The organism is Kitasatospora sp. Xyl93, assembly GCF_055383135.1.
On record NZ_AP029185.1, the window covers coordinates 4,582,760 to 4,601,188 of the forward strand.

The window sequence follows — 18,429 nt, forward strand, 5'->3', positions numbered from 1 at the left end:
CGTGGCACGGGAGGGTACTCCACCGCAACGGGGACTTGGGGAGATCCGGCGAAGCGCGGCGCACAGGTGTGCGGGGTGCGTGAGAGTAGAGCGCCGAGGTACGGACCGTAATCATTACGTGTCCATGCCCTGGTTTCATCGCCTGCGCGCGACCCCAGTTCCCGCCGGAGGCCCTCCTTGCGCATTCTCCTGATCGCCAGCGCGTTCAACAGCCTGACCCAGCGCGTCCACACCGCCCTGCGCGAGCGCGGCCACCAGGTCGCCGTCCAACTCGCCCTCGGCGACGAACAGATGAGAGCGGGGGTGGCCCGCACCGATCCCGAGCTGATCGTCTGCCCGATGCTCACCAAGGCCGTCCCGCAGGACATCTGGTCCACCCGGACGGTCCTGATCGTCCACCCGGGGCCCAAGGGCGACCGCGGCCCCTCCTCGCTCGACCGGGCGATCACCGAGGGGGTGGAGCGCTGGGGGGTCACCGTGCTGCAGGCCGTCGAGGAGATGGACGCCGGCGACATCTGGGCCTCCGTCGAGTTCCCCGTCCCCGCCTGCGGCAAGAGCGAGCTGTACCGGGGCGAGCTCGCGGACGCCGCCGTCGAGGCCGTCCTGCTGGCCGTCCAGCGCTACGAGGGCGGGGTGTACACCCCCGAGCCGCTGGACTACTCCCGGCCGGACGTGCACGGCGAACCGCGGCCCTTCCTGCGCCAGGAAGAGCGCCGGATCGACTGGGAGCGGGACGACACCGCCACCGTGCTTCGCCGCCTGCGCGCCGCCGACTCCCAGCCCGGCGTCCTGGACGAGCTGTACGGACGGGAGTTCTTCCTGCACGGCGGCCACCCCGAGGACCGGCTGCGCGGCCCGGTGCCCGGCGCCGTGCTGGCCACCCGGGACGGCGCGATCTGCCGGGCCACCGTGGACGGCGCGGTGTGGATACCCCAGCTGCGCCCGCGCCGCACCCCCGGCGGGCCGGCCACCTTCAAGCTGCCGGCCGCCACCGTGCTCGCCGACGAGCTGCACCGGGTCCGCGAGGTGCCGGTGAGCCCGGAGGCGGCCGGCCGCCGGGACACCTGGTCGGAGCTGCGCTACCGCGAGGAGGGCGACGTCGGCTTCCTCGAATTCGCCTACGCGGGCGGGGCGATGAGCACCGAGCAGTGCCGCCGGCTGCTCGCCGCCTACCGGGCGGCGGCCGAGCGGCCGACCTCGGTGCTGGTGCTCGGCGCGCCCCGGGACTTCTACTCCAACGGGATCCACCTCAACGTCATCCAGGGCGCGGCCTTCCCGGCGCTGGAGTCGTGGGAGAACATCAACGCGATGGACGACTTCGTCGAGGCGGTGCTGACCACGACGGACAAGGTGACGGTGGCGGCGCTGGCCGGGAACGCGGCGGCCGGCGGGCTGATGATGGCGCTCGCCGCCGACGAGGTGTGGTGCCGGGAGTCGGCGGTGCTCAATCCGCACTACCGGCTGATGGGCCTGTACGGCTCCGAGTACTGGACGTACACCCTGCCCCGCCGGGTCGGCGCCCAGCAGGCCGAGCGGCTCACCACCGAGGCGCTGCCGGTCGGCGCCGACCACGCCCGGCGGATCGGCCTGGTCGACCGTACGGTCGGCGGGGACGCGGCCGGGTTCCGCCGCTGGGCGGCCCGCGAGGCGGCCCGGATCGCCGCCTCGCCGGAGCTCACCGGGCGGCTGGTGGACAAGAAGCGCCGCCGCGCGGCCGACGAGGAGGAGAAGCCGCTGGCCGAGTACCGGGCGGAGGAACTGCGCCGGATGCACGCCAACTTCTACCGGGCGGGCGAGCCGTACCACGCGCTGCGGCGGGACTTCGTGCACAAGGTCTGCCCGGTGGCCACGCCGGAGCACGTGGCGGGGCTGCTCGGGCGGCCCGAGTAGCCGTACGGCCCAGGCGGTCGTACGGCCCGGGCCGTCGTCAGGGGGAGCGGGCGACGCCCGGCCGGGGTGGGGGGCCCGGCCGGGCGCCCGATCGGGCCCCGCTCCCGACCCGGCGCGTCAGCGCCGGGTCGCCCCGCCCACCGGCCGCCGCCGCTGCTGCGGCGGGACCAGTGGGCTGTCCGGGCCGCCCGGGGTGCGCGCCGCCCGCGCGGCCCCGGGGGCACGCGGGGGCAGCGGGGCGGCCGGACCGGCCAGCAGGGGCTGGGCGTCGGACCGGCTCGGCGAGACGGCGAACGCCAGCGAACCGAAGAACACGTAGCAGCCGAGCCCGACCCCGAGCGGGAAGATGAACTGGAGCGCCATCACCCCGTCCTCGGTGGAGCGCGAGAAGTCCAGGTGGACGGAGAGCGCCGCCATGCCGGTGTAGTGCATCGCGCAGACCGCCACGCCCATCACCGGCGCCGCCGCCAGCACGGCGATGGTGCCCCGGATGTTCAGCGCGGCCCAGAGCGCGGCCGTGGCCGCGACCACGGCGATCACCACCGAGGCCGCCACGGTGAGCCGGTCGTAGCCGAGCCGGCCGGGCAGCACCATCGCGGCCATGCCCAGGTAGTGCATCGCGGCGACCCCGAGACCGGTGGTCAGCCCGCCGACCAGCAGCGCCAGGGCAGGGTGCCGTCGCCAGTACCCGACGGTGAAGAGCCCGACGCCGACCACGGCGACGGCGACCAGCAGGCTGAGCACCGTCAGGCCGGGCCGGTAGCTGATCTCGACGCCGGTCACGGAGAAGCCGAGCATCGCGATGAAGTGCATGGACCAGATCCCGGCCCCGAGCGAGGTCGAGGCGAACAGCAGCCAGACGGCCCGGGTACGGCCCTGGGAGACGAGTGCCCAGCGGGCGCTGCGCAGCGCGACGAAGGCGCCGACGCAGGCGACGAAGTACGAGACCGCCGGGGTCACCCAGCCGTGGTCGGCATGGTGGATCGCACCCAATAGAGCTCCCTGGACGAGGGTTGAGGGCACCAGGGCGTGGGCGGACGCGGCTGGCCGGGGAAGGCGCGCGGCAACGGGCACCGGAACGGGAGCGTGGTCCCGCGGGAAGGAGCCTGTCATGTGGTGCCCCTGACAATCGGGCAGAGTAGCCACTGCCCGGTAGTCGCACAATGTTCGTGTTTTTCGTGAAGTGCCAGGTCAGAAAGGACCTTTACGAGGCCTGCATGATCCCGCCACCAACCCCTGACACCGCCTGCGCACCGCCCCCCAGGGCCCGTTCGGTGCTCACTCCAGGGGGGCTAGTCCGAACGGGTGGCCGGCCGGGTCGATCAGCACCCGCAGCGTGCGGCCGTGCTGGTAGGCGGGCTCGGTGGCGCCGAGCGCGAGGGCCTTCGCGGTGGCCTCGTCCAGGTCGTCGACGTAGAAGTCGAGGTGGAAGTGCTTGCTGCCGTCCGGTTCCGTCCACGGCTCCGGCCGGTACCCGGTCACCCGGCCGAAGCCCAGCGGGCTGCCGCCCTCCGGGTTGTCCAGGATCGCGAAGTGCTCGTCCGCGTGCCTGGTCTCCCACCCCAGCAGCTCGCCGTAGAACGAGGCCAGCGCGACCGGGTCGGCGCAGTCGATGGTGACCATGGCGAGCCGGGCGAAGCCGGTGTCGCCGGGCCCGGTGCGCTCGGACCGCTCGGACGGCCGCGGCCGTTCGGACCGCTCGGACTGCTCGGTGGCGAGGTCGGACATGGCAGGTCGGCCCTTCTGGGAGTCGAGAGCTGGGGCCCAAGACCCAATATGGCACCGGGGTGACCCTCCGGCACGGCGGCGGAATCCCATTTTCCTTAGCGAGAGTAATGACGTAAGCTAAAGAGATGCCCGAGATGTCCGAGCAGGACCTCGCAGCGATCAGTCAGCTGCGATCGTCCACGATGCGCCTCTCCCGACGACTCAAACACCAACGGGTGGAGGAGTCGCTGAGTCCCACCGAGATGGGAGTGCTGGGCACCCTCGCCCGGTGCGGAAAGGCGACGCCGGGTGAGCTCGCCCGGAAGGAGCACGTGCAGCCCCCTTCGATGACCAGGATCGTCGCGATGCTGGAGGAGAAGGGGCTGGTGCGGCGCGAGCCGCACCCCGAGGACCGCCGCCAGGTGGTCGTCAGCAGCACCGAGCAGGCCGAGACGATCCTCGCGGAGAGTCGTCGACGCCGGAACGTCTGGCTCGCCGAGCTCGCCCAGGGGCTCGACGAGGAGGAGTGGGCCGTCCTCAGGGAGGCCGCGCCCGTGCTCTACAAGCTCGCACACCTCTAGGCACACCGAATCCGGCAAGCCGCCGGAAGAACGAGGAGCACCGCATCACCGCAGGACCGACCACCGACACCAGGAGCGCGACGGCCACCGCCATGGCCGTCGCGCCACGAGGGGAGACCACCGTGACACCGCCGGCCGCAGCCAGCGCCGCCGCCATCCGTACCGACGACCCGACCACCGACCCCGCCGCGGCGAGCACCGCGGCCGCCGACGCCCAGGCCCCCGCGGGACTGCCGGGCAACGGCGACGACGACCCCGACGAACGCACCGCGGCGGACTCCGCCGCTCCCGGCCGGACCCACCCGGCCACGTCCCCCACGGGTGCCGAGTTCACCCGGCCCCGGGGGATGTTCTCCTCACTGCGCGTTCGCAACTACCGCTACTACTTCGCCGGCCAGGTGGTGTCCAACACCGGCACCTGGATGCAGCGGATCGCCCAGGACTGGCTGGTGCTGAGCCTCACCGGCAGCCCGCTCGCGGTCGGCATCACCACCGCCATGCAGTTCCTGCCGATGCTGCTGCTCGGCCTGTTCGGCGGCGTGCTCGCGGACCGGATGCCCAAGCGCCGGCTGCTGATCTACACCCAGGGCGCGATGGGCCTGCTGGCCGCCGGCCTCGCGGTGCTGACCGTCGGCGGCGTGGTGACGCCGTACTACGTGTACGTCTTCGCGCTGCTGCTCGGCCTGGTCACGGTCGTGGACAACCCGACCCGGCAGGCCTTCGTCTCCGAGATGGTCGGGCCCAAGGACCTCGCCAACGCCGTCAGCCTGAACGCCGCCAACTTCCAGACCGCCCGGCTGGTCGGCCCCGCCGTCGCGGGCCTGCTGATCGCCGCGGTCGGCAGCGGCTGGGCGTTCGCCGTCAACGCGCTGTCCTTCGCCGCCGTGATCGGCGGGCTGCTCGCGATGCGGGAGGGCGAACTGCGCCCGACCGAGCCGATCGCCCGCGAGAAGGGGCAGCTGCGCGAGGGCCTGCGGTACGTCAGGGAGCGGCCCGAACTGCTCTGGCCGATGGTGCTGGCCGGGTTCATCGGCACCTTCGGCTTCAACTTCCCGACGCTGCTCTCCGGGTTCGCGTACGACACCTTCGAGGTGGGCGCCGGGCAGTACGGCCTGCTGAACACCGCGATGGCGATCGGCTCGCTGACCGGTGCGCTGCTCGCCGCCCGCCGGGGCGCGCCGCGGCTGCGCCGGCTGGTCGGCGCCGCGCTGGCCTTCGGCACGCTGGAGGTGGTCGCCGCGTTCGCGCCCGACTACTGGACCTTCGCGCTGCTGCTGATGCTGATCGGGGTCTTCGGGCTGACCTTCAACACCTCGGTCAACGCCTCGCTGCAGCTGGCCACCGACCCCGAGGTGCGCGGCCGGGTGATGGGCCTGCTGGTGCTGGTCTTCACCGGCGGCACGCCGATCGGCGCCCCGATCGTCGGCTGGGTCACCGCCTCGTACGGGCCCCGGCTCGGCCTGCTGGCCTGTGGGCTGGTGTCCGCGGCGGCGGCCGGCGCGGTCGGCCTGGTGCTGGCCCGCAGCGCGGACCTGCGGGTGCGGTTCGACCTGCACCCGGGCCGCGGCGGCCGGGTGGTGGCCTTCGTGCCGCGCGCCGGCGCGACCGGCAAGGCCGAGCTGGCGCCGGCCTGCTGACGCGGAGTCGGGTTTCCCCGAGGTCCTCGTCGACCTTCGGGGAAACCGGGGTGGGGCCTTCGGTCAGAGGCGGATCTCCAGCACCTGGCCGGGCCAGACGCCGTGCGGCTGGTCGACCTCGAACGCCACGGTCTCGGTGAAGCCGAGCGCCCGGTAGCGGCCGACCAGCTTGCGGTCGGCGCCGCCGTAGCAGTCCACCCGCAGCAGGCCGATGCCGCGCCGGCGGGCCTCCTCGATCGCGTCGGCGATCAGCGCGGCGCCGATGCCGGAGCCCTTGCGCTCGCGGTCGGTGACCAGGTTGCGGACGTACAGCTCGCGCTCGTCCACGGCGGGGATCCACCGGCCGCGGTCCTCGGAGAGCACGCAGCAGCCGACCGTGCGGCCGTCCTCGTCCTCGGCGAGGCGGATCAGGAACGGCTCCTCGGCGTACGAGGAGACCTGGTCGACCCGGGCCTGGTTGGTGCTGAACGGCTGGTCGCCCCACTGGCCGGTGCGGCCCTGGGCGGTCAGCCAGGAGACGGCGCCGTCGAGCAGGGACAGGATGTCGGGGACGTCCGAGGGGCCCCCGTTGCGGATCTTCATGGAAGAACGTTCTACCCCAGACCACCGGGCGCGGGAAGATTGGTCCATGAGGCTGTTCGTGGCGGTACTGCCGCCGGCCGGGGCGTTGCAGGGGCTCTTCGACGCCGTCGGGCCGCTGCGGGAGCTGCCCGGGGCGGAGCGGCTGCGCTGGACCGGCGTCGACGGCTGGCACCTGACCCTGGCCTTCCTGGGCGAGGTGCCGGCCGAGCGGCTGCCGGAGCTGGAGGCGGGCCTGGCCGCCGTCACCGGGGTGCACCCGGTGCACCGGCTGCGGATCGCGGGCGCGGGCCGGTTCGGCGACCGGGTGCTCTGGGCCGGCGTCGAGGGCCAGACCTGGGCGCTGCGCCGGCTGGCCGACGCCGTGACCGAGGCCACCGCCGAGGTCACCGGGGCGACCGACGACTTCGCCTTCCACCCGCACCTCACCCTCGCCCGGGCCGGCTCCTCGCGCGGCCACCGGCGGGCCGTGCAGCGGGTCGCGGCGGCCGAGCTGGACGGCATGGTGGCGGCGCTGGCCGACTACCGGGGCCCGGAGTGGACGGCCGCCGAGCTGCACCTGGTGCGCAGCGGCCTGGGCGGCGGCGCCGCGCACTACGAGACGCTGCGCAGCTGGCCGCTGGCGGACTGGGGCTGAGCTCCGGGGGAGGCCTCGGGGAGGGCCTCGGGGCAGGGCCCGGGAGGAGTCCCGGACGAGCCGGAGGTACGCTCGTTGACCGTGGATCCCAAGACTCGTATGCGCATCGTCTCCGGCACCCTGGTGCTGATGCTGGTCGTCGTGCTGATCAGCTCGCTGGTCGGACGCTAGCCGCGTCGGCCCGCGTCGGCCCGCGGCGACCGCAAGCCGCAGTGTCCGGGGCAGGCCGAAGGGCACCGGCCCCGGAACGGCGAGAGGGCCACCGCCCGTCGGCGGTGGCCCTCGGCCGTGTCCTCGGGGGGCCGGGTCAGAGCTGCTCGACCACGTAGTCGATGCAGTGGGTGAGCGCCTCGACGTCCGCCGGGTCGATCGCCGGGAACATCGCGACGCGCAGCTGGTTGCGGCCCAGCTTGCGGTACGGCTCGGTGTCCACGATGCCGTTGGCACGCAGTGCCTTGGCGACCGCGGCGGCGTCCACCGACTCGTCGAAGTCGATGGTGCCGACCACCTGGGAGCGCTCGGCCGGGTTCGCCACGAAGGGGGTGGCGAAGGAGGACTTCTCGGCCCAGGAGTACAGCCGGGACGAGGAGTCGGCGGTGCGGGCGACCGCCCAGTCCAGGCCGCCGTTGCCGTTCATCCACTCCAGCTGGTCGGCCAGCAGGAAGAGGGTGGCGATCGACGGTGTGTTGTACGTCTGGTCCTTCGACGAGTTGTCGATGGCCGTCGGCAGCGAGAAGAACGGCGGGATGTAGCGCCCGGAGCCGGCGATCTCGGCGGCGCGCTCCAGGGCGGCCGGGGAGAAGGTGGCCAGCCACAGGCCGCCCTCGGAGGCGAAGGACTTCTGCGGGGCGAAGTAGTAGACGTCCGTCTCGGTGATGTCCACCGGCAGACCGCCGGCGCCCGAGGTGGCGTCCACCAGGACCAGCGAGCCCTCGTCCGCGCCGACCGGGCGCTCGATCGGCATCGCGACGCCGGTCGAGGTCTCGTTGTGGGTGAGCCCGTAGACGTCCACGCCGGCCTCGGCGACCGGCAGCGGGTGGGTGCCCGGGGCGGTCTTGATCACGGTCGGCTCGCCGAGCCACGGCGCGGCCTTGACCGAGGAGGCGAACTTCGAGGAGAACTCGCCGAAGTCCAGGTGCTGGGACTTCTCCCGCACCAGGCCGAAGGCGGCGATGTCCCAGAAGGCGGTGGAGCCGCCGTTGCCGAGGACGACCTGGTAGCCGTCCGGCAGCGAGAAGAGGCTGCTCACGCCCTCGCGCACGCGCTTGACCACGTTCTTGACCGGGGCCTGGCGGTGCGAGGTGCCGAGCAGGGAGGTCTGGGTGGCGGCGAGGGCACTCAGGGCCTCGGGGCGCACCTTGGACGGTCCGCAGCCGAAACGGCCGTCTGCGGGCTTGATGTCAGCGGGGATCTGGATCTGAGCCACGCGCGCAGCCTACCGGCCGGGGGTCCCGCGGGGTACGGTCGTCCGCCCGCTGAGACTGTGATCTTGGCTGCTCGCGGGCCGGTCGCGGGCGTGCGACAGCGGGCCCGGCCGGAGCCGGACCCGCTGCTCAGGGGTGCTGACCGGACGCTCGTCCGGTATCCCGCGGGGGCGGTCAGCGGGCGATGGCGTCCCAGCCCTCGATCTCCTCGGGGCGGCGCGGGCCGGGGCCGATGTAGCGCGCGGACGGGCGCACGAGCCGGCCCGTGCGCTTCTGCTCCAGGATGTGCGCCGACCAGCCGGCGGTGCGCGCGCAGGTGAACATCGAGGTGAACATGTGCGCCGGGACCTCGGCGAAGTCCAGCATGATGGCGGCCCAGAACTCGACGTTGGTGGCCAGCACGCGGTCGGGGCGGCGGTTGTGCAGCTCCTCCAGGGCGGCCTTCTCCAGCGCCTCGGCGACCTCGAAGCGCGGCGCGCCGAGCTCCTTGGCGGTGCGGCGCAGCACGCGGGCGCGCGGGTCCTCGGCGCGGTAGACGCGGTGGCCGAAGCCCATCAGGCGCTCGCCCTTGTCCAGGGCGTTCTTGACCCAGGCGGTCGCGTCGCCGGTGCGCTCGATCTCCTCGATCATGCCGAGCACCCGGGACGGCGCGCCGCCGTGCAGCGGGCCGGACATCGCGCCGACCGCGCCGGAGAGGGCGGCCGCGACGTCGGCGCCGGTGGAGGCGATGACCCGGGCGGTGAAGGTGGAGGCGTTCATGCCGTGCTCGGCGGCCGAGGTCCAGTAGGCGTCGACGGCCTTGACGTGCTTCGGGTCCGGCTCGCCGCGCCAGCGGATCATGAACCGCTCGACGACCGTCTCGGCCTTGTCGATCTCGCTCTGCGGGACCATCGGCAGGCCCTGGCCGCGGGCCGACTGGGCGACGTAGGACAGCGCCATCACGGCGGCCCGGGCGAGGTCGTCGCGGGCCTGCTCGGCGTCGATGTCCAGCAGCGGCTTGAGGCCCCAGACCGGGGCGAGCATGGCGAGGGCCGACTGCACGTCGACCCGGATGTCGCCGGAGTGCACGGGGATCGGGAACGGCTCGGCGGCCGGCAGGCCGGGGTTGAACTTGCCGTCCACCAGCAGGCCCCAGACGTGGCCGAAGGAGACGTTGCCCACCAGGTCGTCGATGTCGACACCGCGGTACCGCAGGGCGCCGCCTTCACGGTCGGGTTCGGCGATCTCGCTCTCGAACGCGACGACTCCCTCAAGCCCGGGTACGAAATCGGACATGCGACGGCTCCTTCAGTTCAGTTCCGCGATCGGCGCACCCGCCGTGGTGGGGCGGTGCGCCAGTGACCGAATGGTGTTTGGCACTCGGTGCCAGGGTGACAGGCACGGGGTGCATTGCGCCATACACCACCATGGTGATGTTTCCCGCGGGCCCGCTCGGCCTCCCCGTCGGGGGGTCGGCCGCGCCCCGGAGGCCCGGAACCAAACGGCTCGTTCCGGACAATTCCCCGCATGGCGGGCGGCCAAGCGGTGGCGGGACACCTTATCTCCCACCGAGGTTTGTCCGGAGGAAGCGGTCCCCGTTGCTTGTCGTACGGGATGATGTTGGCGTGCAGACCCCGGATCGCGCCCAGTCGACGCCCCCGAGCCCCGCCTACCGGATCCTGGCCGACGAGGCCCGCCCCGGCCCGGACCTCACCGTGATGCGCAAGCACTACAGCCACGAGGGCCTGGTCGAGGAGCAGCTCGCGCCCGAGCCGATCGGCCAGTTCACCCGCTGGTTCCACGAGGCGGACGACGCCGGGGTGGTGGAACCCAACGCGATGGTGCTCTCCACCGCCGACGCCGAGGGGCGGCCCAGCTCCCGCACCGTCCTGCTCAAGGGCTACGACCTGCGCGGCTTCGTCTTCTTCACCAACTACGGCTCCCGCAAGGGGGCCGAACTGGCCGCCAACCCGTACGCCGGGCTGCTGTTCCCGTGGATCGCGCTGGCCCGTCAGGTGATCGTCCAGGGCCGGGTGGAGAAGGTCGGCCGGGACGAGACCGCCGCCTACTTCCGCACCCGCCCGCACGGCTCCCAGCTGGGCGCCTGGGCCAGCGAGCAGTCCAGCCCGGTCGGCGGCCGGGAGGTCCTCGAACAGCGCTACGCCGAGCTGGAGCGGCGCTACCCGGAGGGCGAGGGCGTGCCCGTCCCGCCGTTCTGGGGCGGCTACCGGGTGGTGCCGCGGAGCGTCGAGTTCTGGCAGGGCCGGGAGAACCGCCTGCACGACCGGCTCCGCTACGTCGCCGACCCGGCCGGCCCGACGGGGTGGCGGGTGGAGCGGCTCTGCCCGTGATCCGTTCGGCCCACGGCCTCCGCGCGGCGTCCGCGCGGAGCTGATGGTCCGTCACGGCCCGGGTGTAGGATGCCCGTCGCGGACCTGGGCCGATGCACTTCCGGCCGGCAGCCCGCTGTGCCGACACGATCGAGTGAGGGACTGATGGGCGTCACCGGTGCGGAAACCGCCGCTGGACTCGGCTCTGACCTGGTCGACGTCGCCGCCCTGCCGCTCGACGAACTCGAAGCCCTGCCCGACACCGTCCTCGGCGACCTGCTGCGCCGGGTGGTCGCGGACGCCCTGACCCCCGGCGCGGAGCCGCTGGCCGCCTTCCAGTCGGCCCTCGACCGGTAGCGCGCCGCCCGGCGCCCGCGCCCCCTCGTCCGGCGCGCTGATCCCCCCGGGCGCCCGTGCCCCCGTGGGCGCGCCCCCGAGCGCCGGAGCGCTCCCGACCGGGGGAGTGCGCCTGACCACCGGCTAAACCCCCGAGGCCGCCGATTCCGCCAACTCGCCAGCGTGGACGGTGGAGTTCACGACATGCTGGGGTATGAAACCAGCGCCGTCGCGGACCGTCGGGCACGGGGGGGAACAGGTGATGGAGCACGAACAACACCGGCCGTACTTCTTCTTCAGCTACGCGCGCCGGGACTTCGAGGCCGAGGACGCCTTCGTCAACCAGTTCTTCAACGACCTGCGGGACGAACTCGGCCGGATGGTCGGCGCCGCCGTGCGCGTCGAGGAACTGGCCTACCGGGACACCGAACAACTGCGCCTGGGCGACGACTGGGCCGAGAAGCTGGCGACGATGCTCGGCCGCAGCCGCACCATGGTCGCGCTCTACTCCCCGGCCTACTTCGCCAGCCTCTACTGCGGCAAGGAGTGGACCGCCTTCCGCGGCCGGGTCCGCCGCCACCACGAGGACACCGGGGAGCTCATCTCGGCGCTCGTCCCGGTGCTCTGGGAGCCCGTCGAGCCGGGCGGCCTGGCCGACGAGGTGAACAAGATCCAGTGGGCCCAGCCGGACATGGGCGAGGCCTACGCCCGGCACGGCCTGCGGGCGCTGCTGCGCACCGCGCAGGCCGGGGCGTACGAGCAGGTCGTCCGGGTGGTCGCGGAGCGGGTCCGGGACGCGGCCGCGCGCCGGCTCGGCGAACTGCCCGAGTTCGACCTCGGCGCCGTGCGCGGCTACTTCCCGCCCCCGGCGGCGCCGCCCGTGGCGTCCGCGCCCGGGATGGTGCGGCTGTTCATCGCGGCCGGGCGCGCCTCGGAGAGCGCCGCCGAGGGCGGCTCCCGCGCGGGCGGCTGGTACGGCGCCAAGCCCTGGCACTGGGCGCCGTACCACCCGCCCACCCAGCCGTCGCTGGCGGCCCGCGCCCAGCAGGTGATCACTGGCGCCGGGCACACCACCACGCTGGAGGAGATCGACGCCGCCCTCGCCGACAAGCTCGACCAGGCCCGCGAGGACAGCCAGGTGAGCATCCTGCTGGTGGACCCGTGGGTGGCCGGCGGCGAGCGCTACCGCAGCGCGCTGCGCGCGTACGACGAGCAGAACCACCCGGTCACCGGCGTGATGGTGCCCGCCGGCAGCGACGACCCGGCCGACGGGCCGGGGCGCGACGCGCTCTGGGCGGGCGTGCGCGACGTGTTCCGGCGCAACTGGCTGCGCCGGAGCGACCTGGAGCACTTGTTCCGGGTCAAAGTGAGCCGGGAGAGCTTCGACAACGAGCTCACCATCATGGTGACGGTCGCCCAGAACAAGCTCATGGACGACAACCTGGATTGGGGGGACGATGGCGGCGACGCCTTCGGCTTCGGCCCCGGCGGCGGCCCGGACACCGGCCCGGCGATGCCCGGGCTGGCCATCCCGGCCGGCCCGCCGGGCCCCCGCCAGGGGGCCGTACGCGTCGACCGGGGCCGCCCGGGATCCACGGACCTGCCGCACCAGAGACGGGGCGAGGACACCGCCCCGCTGAGGGGGGAGAAGCACGATGACCACTGAGCCCGGCGCGGAGCCGGAGCGCGGCGGACCGGGATCGGTCGTCACGTTCTACTCCTTCAAGGGCGGCACCGGCCGCACCATGGCGCTCGCCAACGTCGGCTGGATCCTCGCCAGCCGCGGCCTGCGCGTCCTGGTCGTCGACTGGGACCTGGAGGCGCCCGGCCTCCACCGCTACTACCACCCGCTGCTGGTCGACCCCGAACTGCACTCCACGGACGGCCTGATCGACCTGCTGCGCTCCTACGTCCGCCAGGCGCTGCCCTCCGCCGCCGGGCCGGTCGGCCAGTCCCCGGCCGCCTGGCTGGACGAGCCCGGGCGGCTGGACGACTACGTCTGCGGCCTCGCCCTCGACCTGCCGCCCGGCGGCCGGCTCGACTTCCTGCCCGCCGGCCGGCAGAACGCCGCCTACGCCGCCGCCGTCACCAGCTTCAACTGGCGCAGCTTCTACCACGGCCGGGACATCCGCGGCGGCGAGTTCCTGCGCGAGCTGCGCGACCGCTGGGCCCGGGCGTACGACTACGTCCTCATCGACAGCCGCACCGGCGTCAGCGACACCTCCGGCATCTGCACCGTCCTGATGCCCGACACCGTGGTGGACTGCTTCACCTTCAGCGCCCAGAACATCCGCGGCGGCGTCGACGCCGCCCGCGCCATCGCCGAGGCCGAGGAGCGCGCGATCCGGGTGCTGCCGGTGCCGATGCGGGTCGAGGACGCCGAGCAGGAGCGCCTGGAGGCCGGCCGCGACTACGCCCGCGAGGCCTTCGCCCCCTACCTCGGCCGCTGGCTGGCCGGCGACCGCCGGGCCGGCTACTGGGCCGACGTCGAGGTGCCGTACAAGCCCTTCTACGCCTACGAGGAGGTGCCCGCCACCGTCGCCGACCGGCCGCAGGAGGCCCGCAGCCTGCTCAACGCCTTCGAACGGCTGGCCGGCTGGATCACCGAGGGCCGGGTCCGCACCCTGCGCCCGCTCACCGCCGAGACCCGCCGCCGGCTCTACGGCGCCTACCTGCGCTCCGCCCGCGCGGTGCCGCGCCAGGTGTTCGTCAGCTACGCCCCCGAGGACCGGATGTGGGCCGAGTGGGCCGCCGGGACGCTCACCCGCTTCGGCTACCAGACCTCCCTGCACAGCGCCGCCGAGACCTACGCCGGCTCCCGGCCGCCGGAGGTCGCCGGACCGGTCGACGGCCAGGGCCGGCTGCTCGCGCTGCTCTCGCCCGAGTACACCGCGCTGCCCCGCGCCGCCGAGGTCTGGCAGGGCCTGCAGGGTCGCGAACTGGCCTCCGGTTCACCGGCCCTGGTCTCCTTCCGGCTCCAGGACTCGGACGAACCGGTGCCCCGCCCGTTCGCCGGGCAGCCGGTGCCCGACCTGGTCCGCTCCTCCGCGGTCGGCGCCGAGTCCCAGCTCTACGCCGAGTTCGGCCCGCCGCCCGGCAGCAACCGCCAACCCGACACGGACAGCGGCGAGTTCGTCGCCCCCGCACGGTTCCCCGGCACCGCCCCGCAGGTCCAGGACGCGCCCTCGCGCAACGCCGCCTTCATCGGCCGCGGCAAGCTGCTGGAACTGCTCCGCAACCGCTTCACCGGCGGGCCCACCGCCGTGCTCAGCCAGGTGCTCTACGGCTTCGGCGGCGCCGGCAAGTCCCAGATCGCCGCCGAGTACGCGCACCGCTTCAAGGCCGCGTACGACGTGGTCTGGTGGGTGCCCGCCGAGGAGCCCGCCAACATCCCGCAGAAGCTCGCCGAACTCGCGCCCCGGCTCGGCGTCCCCACCAGCGACGACGTCGCGCACACCGCCGCCGCCGTGCTCGACGCGCTGCGCCGCGGCCAGCCGTACCGCCGCTGGCTGCTCGTCTTCGACAACGCCGGCACCCCCGAGGAGCTCGCCCCCTGGCAGCCGGCCGGCTCCTCCGGCGGGCACGTGCTGATCACCTCCCGCAACCAGGGCTGGGCCCGGCACGCCGGCCTGGTGGAGGTCGACGTCTTCCTCCGCGAGGAGAGCGTCCGGCTGCTGCGCCGCTTCAACGGCGGCCTCTCCTCGGAGGACGCCGACCAGGTCGCGCACCGCCTCGGCGACCTGCCGCTCGCCGTCGGCCAGGCCGCCGTCTGGCTCCAGGAGACGTCGATGCCGATCGCCACCTACCTCGAACTGCTCGACGAAGAGCTCACCGAGATGCTGGAGCGCACCCGGCTGCGCGCCGCCGACTACCCGCACTCGGCCGCCGCGACCTGGCGCATCTCGGTCGAGGAGCTGCGCCGGATGAACGCCCCGGCCGCCCAGATCCTGGAGATCTGCGCCTTCTTCGGCCCGGACGCCATCCCGATGCGGCTGCTCTACAGCCGGGCCGTCACCCGAGCCCTGCGACTGCCCCCGCGCGCGCCCCGCGACAAGCTCGCGATCGGCGAGTTCCTGCGCGCCATCAACCGGTTCGGGCTCGCCCGCACCGACCAGGGCAGCGAGACCATCACCGTGCACCGGCTGGTCCAGGCGGTGCTGCGGGACCAGGTCGAGGAGGAGCGGCGGGCCGAACTGCGCGGCGTCGTCCACGCCGCGCTCGCCACCGCCAACCCCGGCGACCCGGACGTGCCGGTGAACTGGGCCGAGTACGCCGAACTCCTGCCCCACCTCTGGCCGTCCGGGGCGCTCGACAGCGCCGACGAGGACGTCCGGCAGTGGATCATCGACTCGGTCCGCTACCAGTGGAAGCGCAGCCTGCACGAGTCCGGCCGGGAACTGGCGGAACGGACCCTGGAGCACTGGCGCCAGGACGGCTACGGCGGGCCCGGCTTCGACGTCGACAACGACGCCCAGACGCTCATGCTGCGCACCCAGCTGAGCAACATCCGCCGCTCCCAGGGCGCCCTGCAGGAGGCGTACGAGATGGACCGGGACATCCTGGAGCGCTTCACCGCGACCCTGGGCCCGGAGCACTCGCACACCCTCGCCGTCGCCAACAGCCTCGGCGCCGACCTGCGATTCCTCGGCCGCTACGACGAGGCCCGGGCGCTCGACCGCCGCACCCTGGACGCCGCCCGGCGCACCCTGGGGCCGGACCACCCGCGGACCCTGATGATCACCAACAACCTCGCCGTCTCCGACTACCTGGCCGGCGACCGCCGGGCCGCCCTGGAACGGCACCGCAGCAACTACCTCCAGCAGCGCGACGCGCTCGGCGCGCACAGCCTCTACGCGCTCTCCTCGGCCTCCAACTACGCCCGCGACCTGCGCGAGACCGGGCGGCTGCGGGAGGCCCTGGACCTGCTGGAGGAGACCGTCCGGATCTACCAGCAGACCATCGGCGACAGCCACACCGACACCCTGCGCGCCCGCAAGAACCTCGCCGTGGCGCTGCGCCGGGCCGGCCGCTACCACGAGGCGCTGGAGATCGACGAGGACATCTACCAGCGCTACCTGGACATCAACGGCGCCGAGCACCCCGACACCCTGGCCGCCGCCACCAACCTGGCCAGCGACCTCAACGCGCTCGGCGACACCGGGCGGGCGATCCCGCTGGCCGAACGGGCCCTCGCGCGGTACCGCGACTACCTGGGCGAGACCCACCCGGTGACGCTGGCCGGCGCCAACAACCTCTCGGTGTACCTGCGGCTGGCGGGGCGCACGGCGGAGGCGCGCGAGCTGTCCGGCCGTACCCTGGCGCAGTTCCGCACCGTCCTCGGCGCGCACCACCTCTACATCCCGATCGCGATGATGAACCACGCCAACGACCTGTCGCTGGGCGGGGAGCTGCAGGCGGCGCTCGACCTGGAGCTGGAGGCCGCGCCGCTGATGTGCGAGGCCCTCGGGCAGGACCACTACGACTCCATCGGCATCAACTCCAACCTCTCGCTCTCGCTGGCCGCCCTCGGGGAGACCGAGCGGGCCGCGGAGCTGCGGGCGGACTGCATCCGGCGGGCCCGGCTCACCCTGGGGGAGGAGCACCCGACCACGATCGCGGTCCGGGCCGGGACACGGCTGGACTCGGACGTGGAGCCGCCGCACGTGTGACGGCCGGTCGGGTGGTTCGGGTCTCCAGGTCTTAGGCTCACGGGCATGGTGCCGTTCCGGCAGTTCCTGCTGAAGATCCACAGTCGGTGCAACCTGGCCTGCGACTACTGCTACGTGTACGAGGGCGCGGACCAGAGCTGGCGCGGGCGGCCGCGGCGGATGGAGCTCGCGACCGCCCGCCGCACCGCCCGGCGGATCGACGAGCACGCGGCCGAGCACGGGCTGGACGAGGTCTCCGTGGTCCTGCACGGCGGCGAGCCGCTGCTCGTCGGCGCGGCCCATCTGGACGCGCTGCTGGGCGAGTTGTCGGCCGTCCGGCCCCGGGTGCGGTTCACCGTGCAGACCAACGGGCTGCGGCTGCTGGACGAACCGGCGCTGTTCGACGTGCTGCACCGCCACCGGGTCGCGGTCGGGGTCTCGCTGGACGGCGCCCGGGCCGACCACGACCGGCACCGCCGGCTGCCGTCCGGCGTGGGCAGCTGGGCGCGCACCGCCGAGGCGGTGCGGCTGCTCGGCTCGGACCGGCACCGGGAGCTGTTCGCCGGGCTGCTGTGCGTGGTCGACCTGGCGTCGGACCCGGTGGCCACCTACGAGGCGCTGCTGGAGTTCGCACCGCCCCGGCTCGACCTGCTGCTGCCGCACGCGACCTGGTGCGAGCCGCCGCCGGGCGTGCCGTCGCGGGCGGTGCCGGCCGTGCCGCCGTCCGGTGCGGAGCCGGCGTTGTACGGGGAGTGGCTGATCGCCGCCTTCGACCGCTGGTACGGCGCGCCGCGCCGGGAGACCGGGGTGCGGCTGTTCGAGGAGCTGGCGGTGCTGCTGCTCGGCGGGCGGGCGGCCAGCGAGGCGGTGGGGCTGGCGCCCGTCGACCTGGTGGTGGTCGAGGCGGACGGGACGATCGAGCAGGCGGACAGCCTCAAGGTGGCCTACGAGGGCGCCCCGGGGACGGGGCTGGACGTGTGGCGGCACGGCTTCGCGCGGGCGGCCGCGCACCCGGCCTTCCGGGCCCGTCAGCGCGGGCTCGCGGGGCTCGGGCCGGTCTGCGGGGGCTGCCCGTTGGCGCGGGTGTGCGGTGGGGGGTTGTACGCGCACCGGTACGCGGGGGACGGGTTCGGGCATCCGTCGGTGTACTGCGGGGACTTGGACCGGTTGATCCGGCACATTGCGGGGCGGTTGCGGGCGGGGCTTCGGGGGGTTTCTGTTCGGGGTTCGGGCTTTCGGGAGGGTGGGGGGCCGGGGGCGGCTCCGGGGGTGGGTGCTGCGGGGGCTGGATGATTTTCAGACTGCCGGTTCTGGGGGTGGGGGGCTGGGCGGCGTTGGCAGTCTGAAAATCACCCGTCACGCCCCTCTCCGCACCCACCCCCTGCGCCGCCCCCTTCCGCAGCGCGTCCCTCTCGCTGGGGTGGGGGGAGGGGTGCGTGGGTGGGTGGGGGAGGTGGGGGATGCCTGCTGGGGGGTGGAGGTGCGGTGGGTGGGGATGGGTGCTGGGGGTGCTGCTGGGGGTGTGGGGGTGCTGCGGGCGCGCGGGCTTTAGCCCTGCGCGCCCGCTGGGGTGGTGGGGGCGCGGGGGGGCGGTTCGGCCGTTCGGGTCATGGGGCGTCGTCGGGCGGATTGTTCGGGGTGGCGGGGGGAGACTGCGGGGCGGATGGGGCCGGTGCGGAGG

General features: G+C 73.9%; 14 protein-coding genes. 9 read left to right on the forward strand and 5 right to left on the reverse strand.

Annotated elements, in window-relative coordinates; all coding sequences use genetic code 11:
* The first annotated feature begins 177 nt into the window (after nt 1-177).
* Entirely contained in the window at nt 178-1,890 is a 1,713-nt protein-coding gene (locus tag ACZ5GH_RS20600) for a hydrogenase maturation protein (protein ID WP_464334966.1), read from the forward strand.
* Nucleotides 1,891-2,007: 117 nt separating this feature from the next.
* On the opposite strand, the gene ACZ5GH_RS20605 is transcribed toward ACZ5GH_RS20600, so the two are convergent.
* Complete coding sequence (locus tag ACZ5GH_RS20605; protein ID WP_387760406.1) at nt 2,008-2,883, reverse strand: MHYT domain-containing protein; 876 nt, start codon at nt 2,881-2,883, stop codon at nt 2,008-2,010.
* A 285-nt stretch (nt 2,884-3,168) separates the two neighbouring features.
* On the reverse strand, nt 3,169-3,618 hold the full coding sequence (locus ACZ5GH_RS20610; protein WP_464334967.1) for a VOC family protein: 450 nt from the start codon (nt 3,616-3,618) through the stop codon (nt 3,169-3,171).
* Between the two features lie 125 nt (nt 3,619-3,743).
* On the opposite strand from ACZ5GH_RS20610, the gene ACZ5GH_RS20615 reads away from it, so the two are divergent.
* Both ACZ5GH_RS20615 and ACZ5GH_RS20620 read left to right on the forward strand, forming a co-directional pair.
* A complete protein-coding gene (locus ACZ5GH_RS20615) occupies nt 3,744-4,178 on the forward strand; it encodes a MarR family winged helix-turn-helix transcriptional regulator (protein WP_030235202.1) in 435 nt (144 codons plus the stop codon).
* A 92-nt stretch (nt 4,179-4,270) separates the two neighbouring features.
* Nucleotides 4,271-5,815: an MFS transporter gene (locus tag ACZ5GH_RS20620; protein ID WP_387760404.1), complete on the forward strand. Its 1,545-nt coding sequence runs from the start codon at nt 4,271-4,273 to the stop codon at nt 5,813-5,815.
* 63 nt (nt 5,816-5,878) lie between these two features.
* Here ACZ5GH_RS20620 and ACZ5GH_RS20625 read toward each other — a convergent pair whose 3' ends face one another.
* Nucleotides 5,879-6,397: a GNAT family N-acetyltransferase gene (locus tag ACZ5GH_RS20625; protein WP_464334968.1), complete on the reverse strand. Its 519-nt coding sequence runs from the start codon at nt 6,395-6,397 to the stop codon at nt 5,879-5,881.
* A 46-nt stretch (nt 6,398-6,443) separates the two neighbouring features.
* Here ACZ5GH_RS20625 and thpR point away from each other — a divergent pair, with 46 nt between their 5' ends.
* On the forward strand, nt 6,444-7,031 hold the full coding sequence (thpR, locus tag ACZ5GH_RS20630; RefSeq protein ID WP_387760402.1) for an RNA 2',3'-cyclic phosphodiesterase: 588 nt from the start codon (nt 6,444-6,446) through the stop codon (nt 7,029-7,031).
* Nucleotides 7,032-7,338: 307 nt separating this feature from the next.
* Here thpR and serC read toward each other — a convergent pair whose 3' ends face one another.
* Both serC and ACZ5GH_RS20640 read right to left on the reverse strand, forming a co-directional pair.
* Nucleotides 7,339-8,457, reverse strand: a complete 1,119-nt coding sequence (gene serC, locus ACZ5GH_RS20635; RefSeq protein WP_387760401.1) for a phosphoserine transaminase — start codon at nt 8,455-8,457, stop codon at nt 7,339-7,341.
* 172 nt (nt 8,458-8,629) lie between these two features.
* On the reverse strand, nt 8,630-9,730 hold the full coding sequence (locus ACZ5GH_RS20640; RefSeq protein ID WP_380447642.1) for a citrate synthase 2: 1,101 nt from the start codon (nt 9,728-9,730) through the stop codon (nt 8,630-8,632).
* 422 nt (nt 9,731-10,152) lie between these two features.
* On the opposite strand from ACZ5GH_RS20640, the gene pdxH reads away from it, so the two are divergent.
* From pdxH to ACZ5GH_RS20665, 5 genes are all read left to right on the forward strand, one after another.
* Complete coding sequence (pdxH, locus tag ACZ5GH_RS20645; RefSeq protein ID WP_387760452.1) at nt 10,153-10,785, forward strand: pyridoxamine 5'-phosphate oxidase; 633 nt, start codon at nt 10,153-10,155, stop codon at nt 10,783-10,785.
* 144 nt (nt 10,786-10,929) lie between these two features.
* The gene (gene fxsA / locus ACZ5GH_RS20650) at nt 10,930-11,121 is read left to right on the forward strand and encodes an FxSxx-COOH cyclophane-containing RiPP peptide (RefSeq protein WP_387760400.1); all 192 of its coding nucleotides are present in this window, start codon (nt 10,930-10,932) and stop codon (nt 11,119-11,121) included.
* Between the two features lie 241 nt (nt 11,122-11,362).
* Nucleotides 11,363-12,766 (forward strand): TIR-like protein FxsC, encoded by a 1,404-nt coding sequence (locus ACZ5GH_RS20655; RefSeq protein WP_387760399.1) that lies wholly within the window; start codon nt 11,363-11,365, stop codon nt 12,764-12,766.
* The gene (fxsT, locus tag ACZ5GH_RS20660) at nt 12,756-16,769 is read left to right on the forward strand and encodes an FxSxx-COOH system tetratricopeptide repeat protein (protein ID WP_464334969.1); all 4,014 of its coding nucleotides are present in this window, start codon (nt 12,756-12,758) and stop codon (nt 16,767-16,769) included. The genes ACZ5GH_RS20655 and fxsT overlap by 11 nt, the downstream gene beginning before the upstream one ends.
* Before the next feature lie 45 nt (nt 16,770-16,814).
* Nucleotides 16,815-18,041 carry an FxsB family cyclophane-forming radical SAM/SPASM peptide maturase gene (locus tag ACZ5GH_RS20665; RefSeq protein WP_464334970.1) on the forward strand — a complete coding sequence of 409 codons (1,227 nt, stop codon included), beginning with the start codon at nt 16,815-16,817 and terminating at the stop codon, nt 18,039-18,041.
* The last annotated feature ends 388 nt before the right edge of the window (nt 18,042-18,429 follow it).

Excerpts from the sequence above, each read along its gene's own strand:
- ACZ5GH_RS20610 (WP_464334967.1), bottom strand. The coding sequence starts at position 3,618 with ATGTCCGACCTCGCCACCGAGCAGTCCGAGCGGTCCGAACGGCCGCGG.
- ACZ5GH_RS20665 (WP_464334970.1), top strand. The coding sequence starts at position 16,815 with ATGGTGCCGTTCCGGCAGTTCCTGCTGAAGATCCACAGTCGGTGCAAC.
- ACZ5GH_RS20655 (WP_387760399.1), top strand. The coding sequence starts at position 11,363 with ATGGAGCACGAACAACACCGGCCGTACTTCTTCTTCAGCTACGCGCGC.
- fxsA (WP_387760400.1), top strand. The coding sequence starts at position 10,930 with ATGGGCGTCACCGGTGCGGAAACCGCCGCTGGACTCGGCTCTGACCTG.
- pdxH (WP_387760452.1), top strand. The coding sequence starts at position 10,153 with ATGCGCAAGCACTACAGCCACGAGGGCCTGGTCGAGGAGCAGCTCGCG.
- ACZ5GH_RS20615 (WP_030235202.1), top strand. The coding sequence starts at position 3,744 with ATGCCCGAGATGTCCGAGCAGGACCTCGCAGCGATCAGTCAGCTGCGA.
- thpR (WP_387760402.1), top strand. The coding sequence starts at position 6,444 with ATGAGGCTGTTCGTGGCGGTACTGCCGCCGGCCGGGGCGTTGCAGGGG.
- ACZ5GH_RS20640 (WP_380447642.1), bottom strand. The coding sequence starts at position 9,730 with ATGTCCGATTTCGTACCCGGGCTTGAGGGAGTCGTCGCGTTCGAGAGC.
- ACZ5GH_RS20620 (WP_387760404.1), top strand. The coding sequence starts at position 4,271 with ATGGCCGTCGCGCCACGAGGGGAGACCACCGTGACACCGCCGGCCGCA.
- ACZ5GH_RS20625 (WP_464334968.1), bottom strand. The coding sequence starts at position 6,397 with ATGAAGATCCGCAACGGGGGCCCCTCGGACGTCCCCGACATCCTGTCC.
- fxsT (WP_464334969.1), top strand. The coding sequence starts at position 12,756 with ATGACCACTGAGCCCGGCGCGGAGCCGGAGCGCGGCGGACCGGGATCG.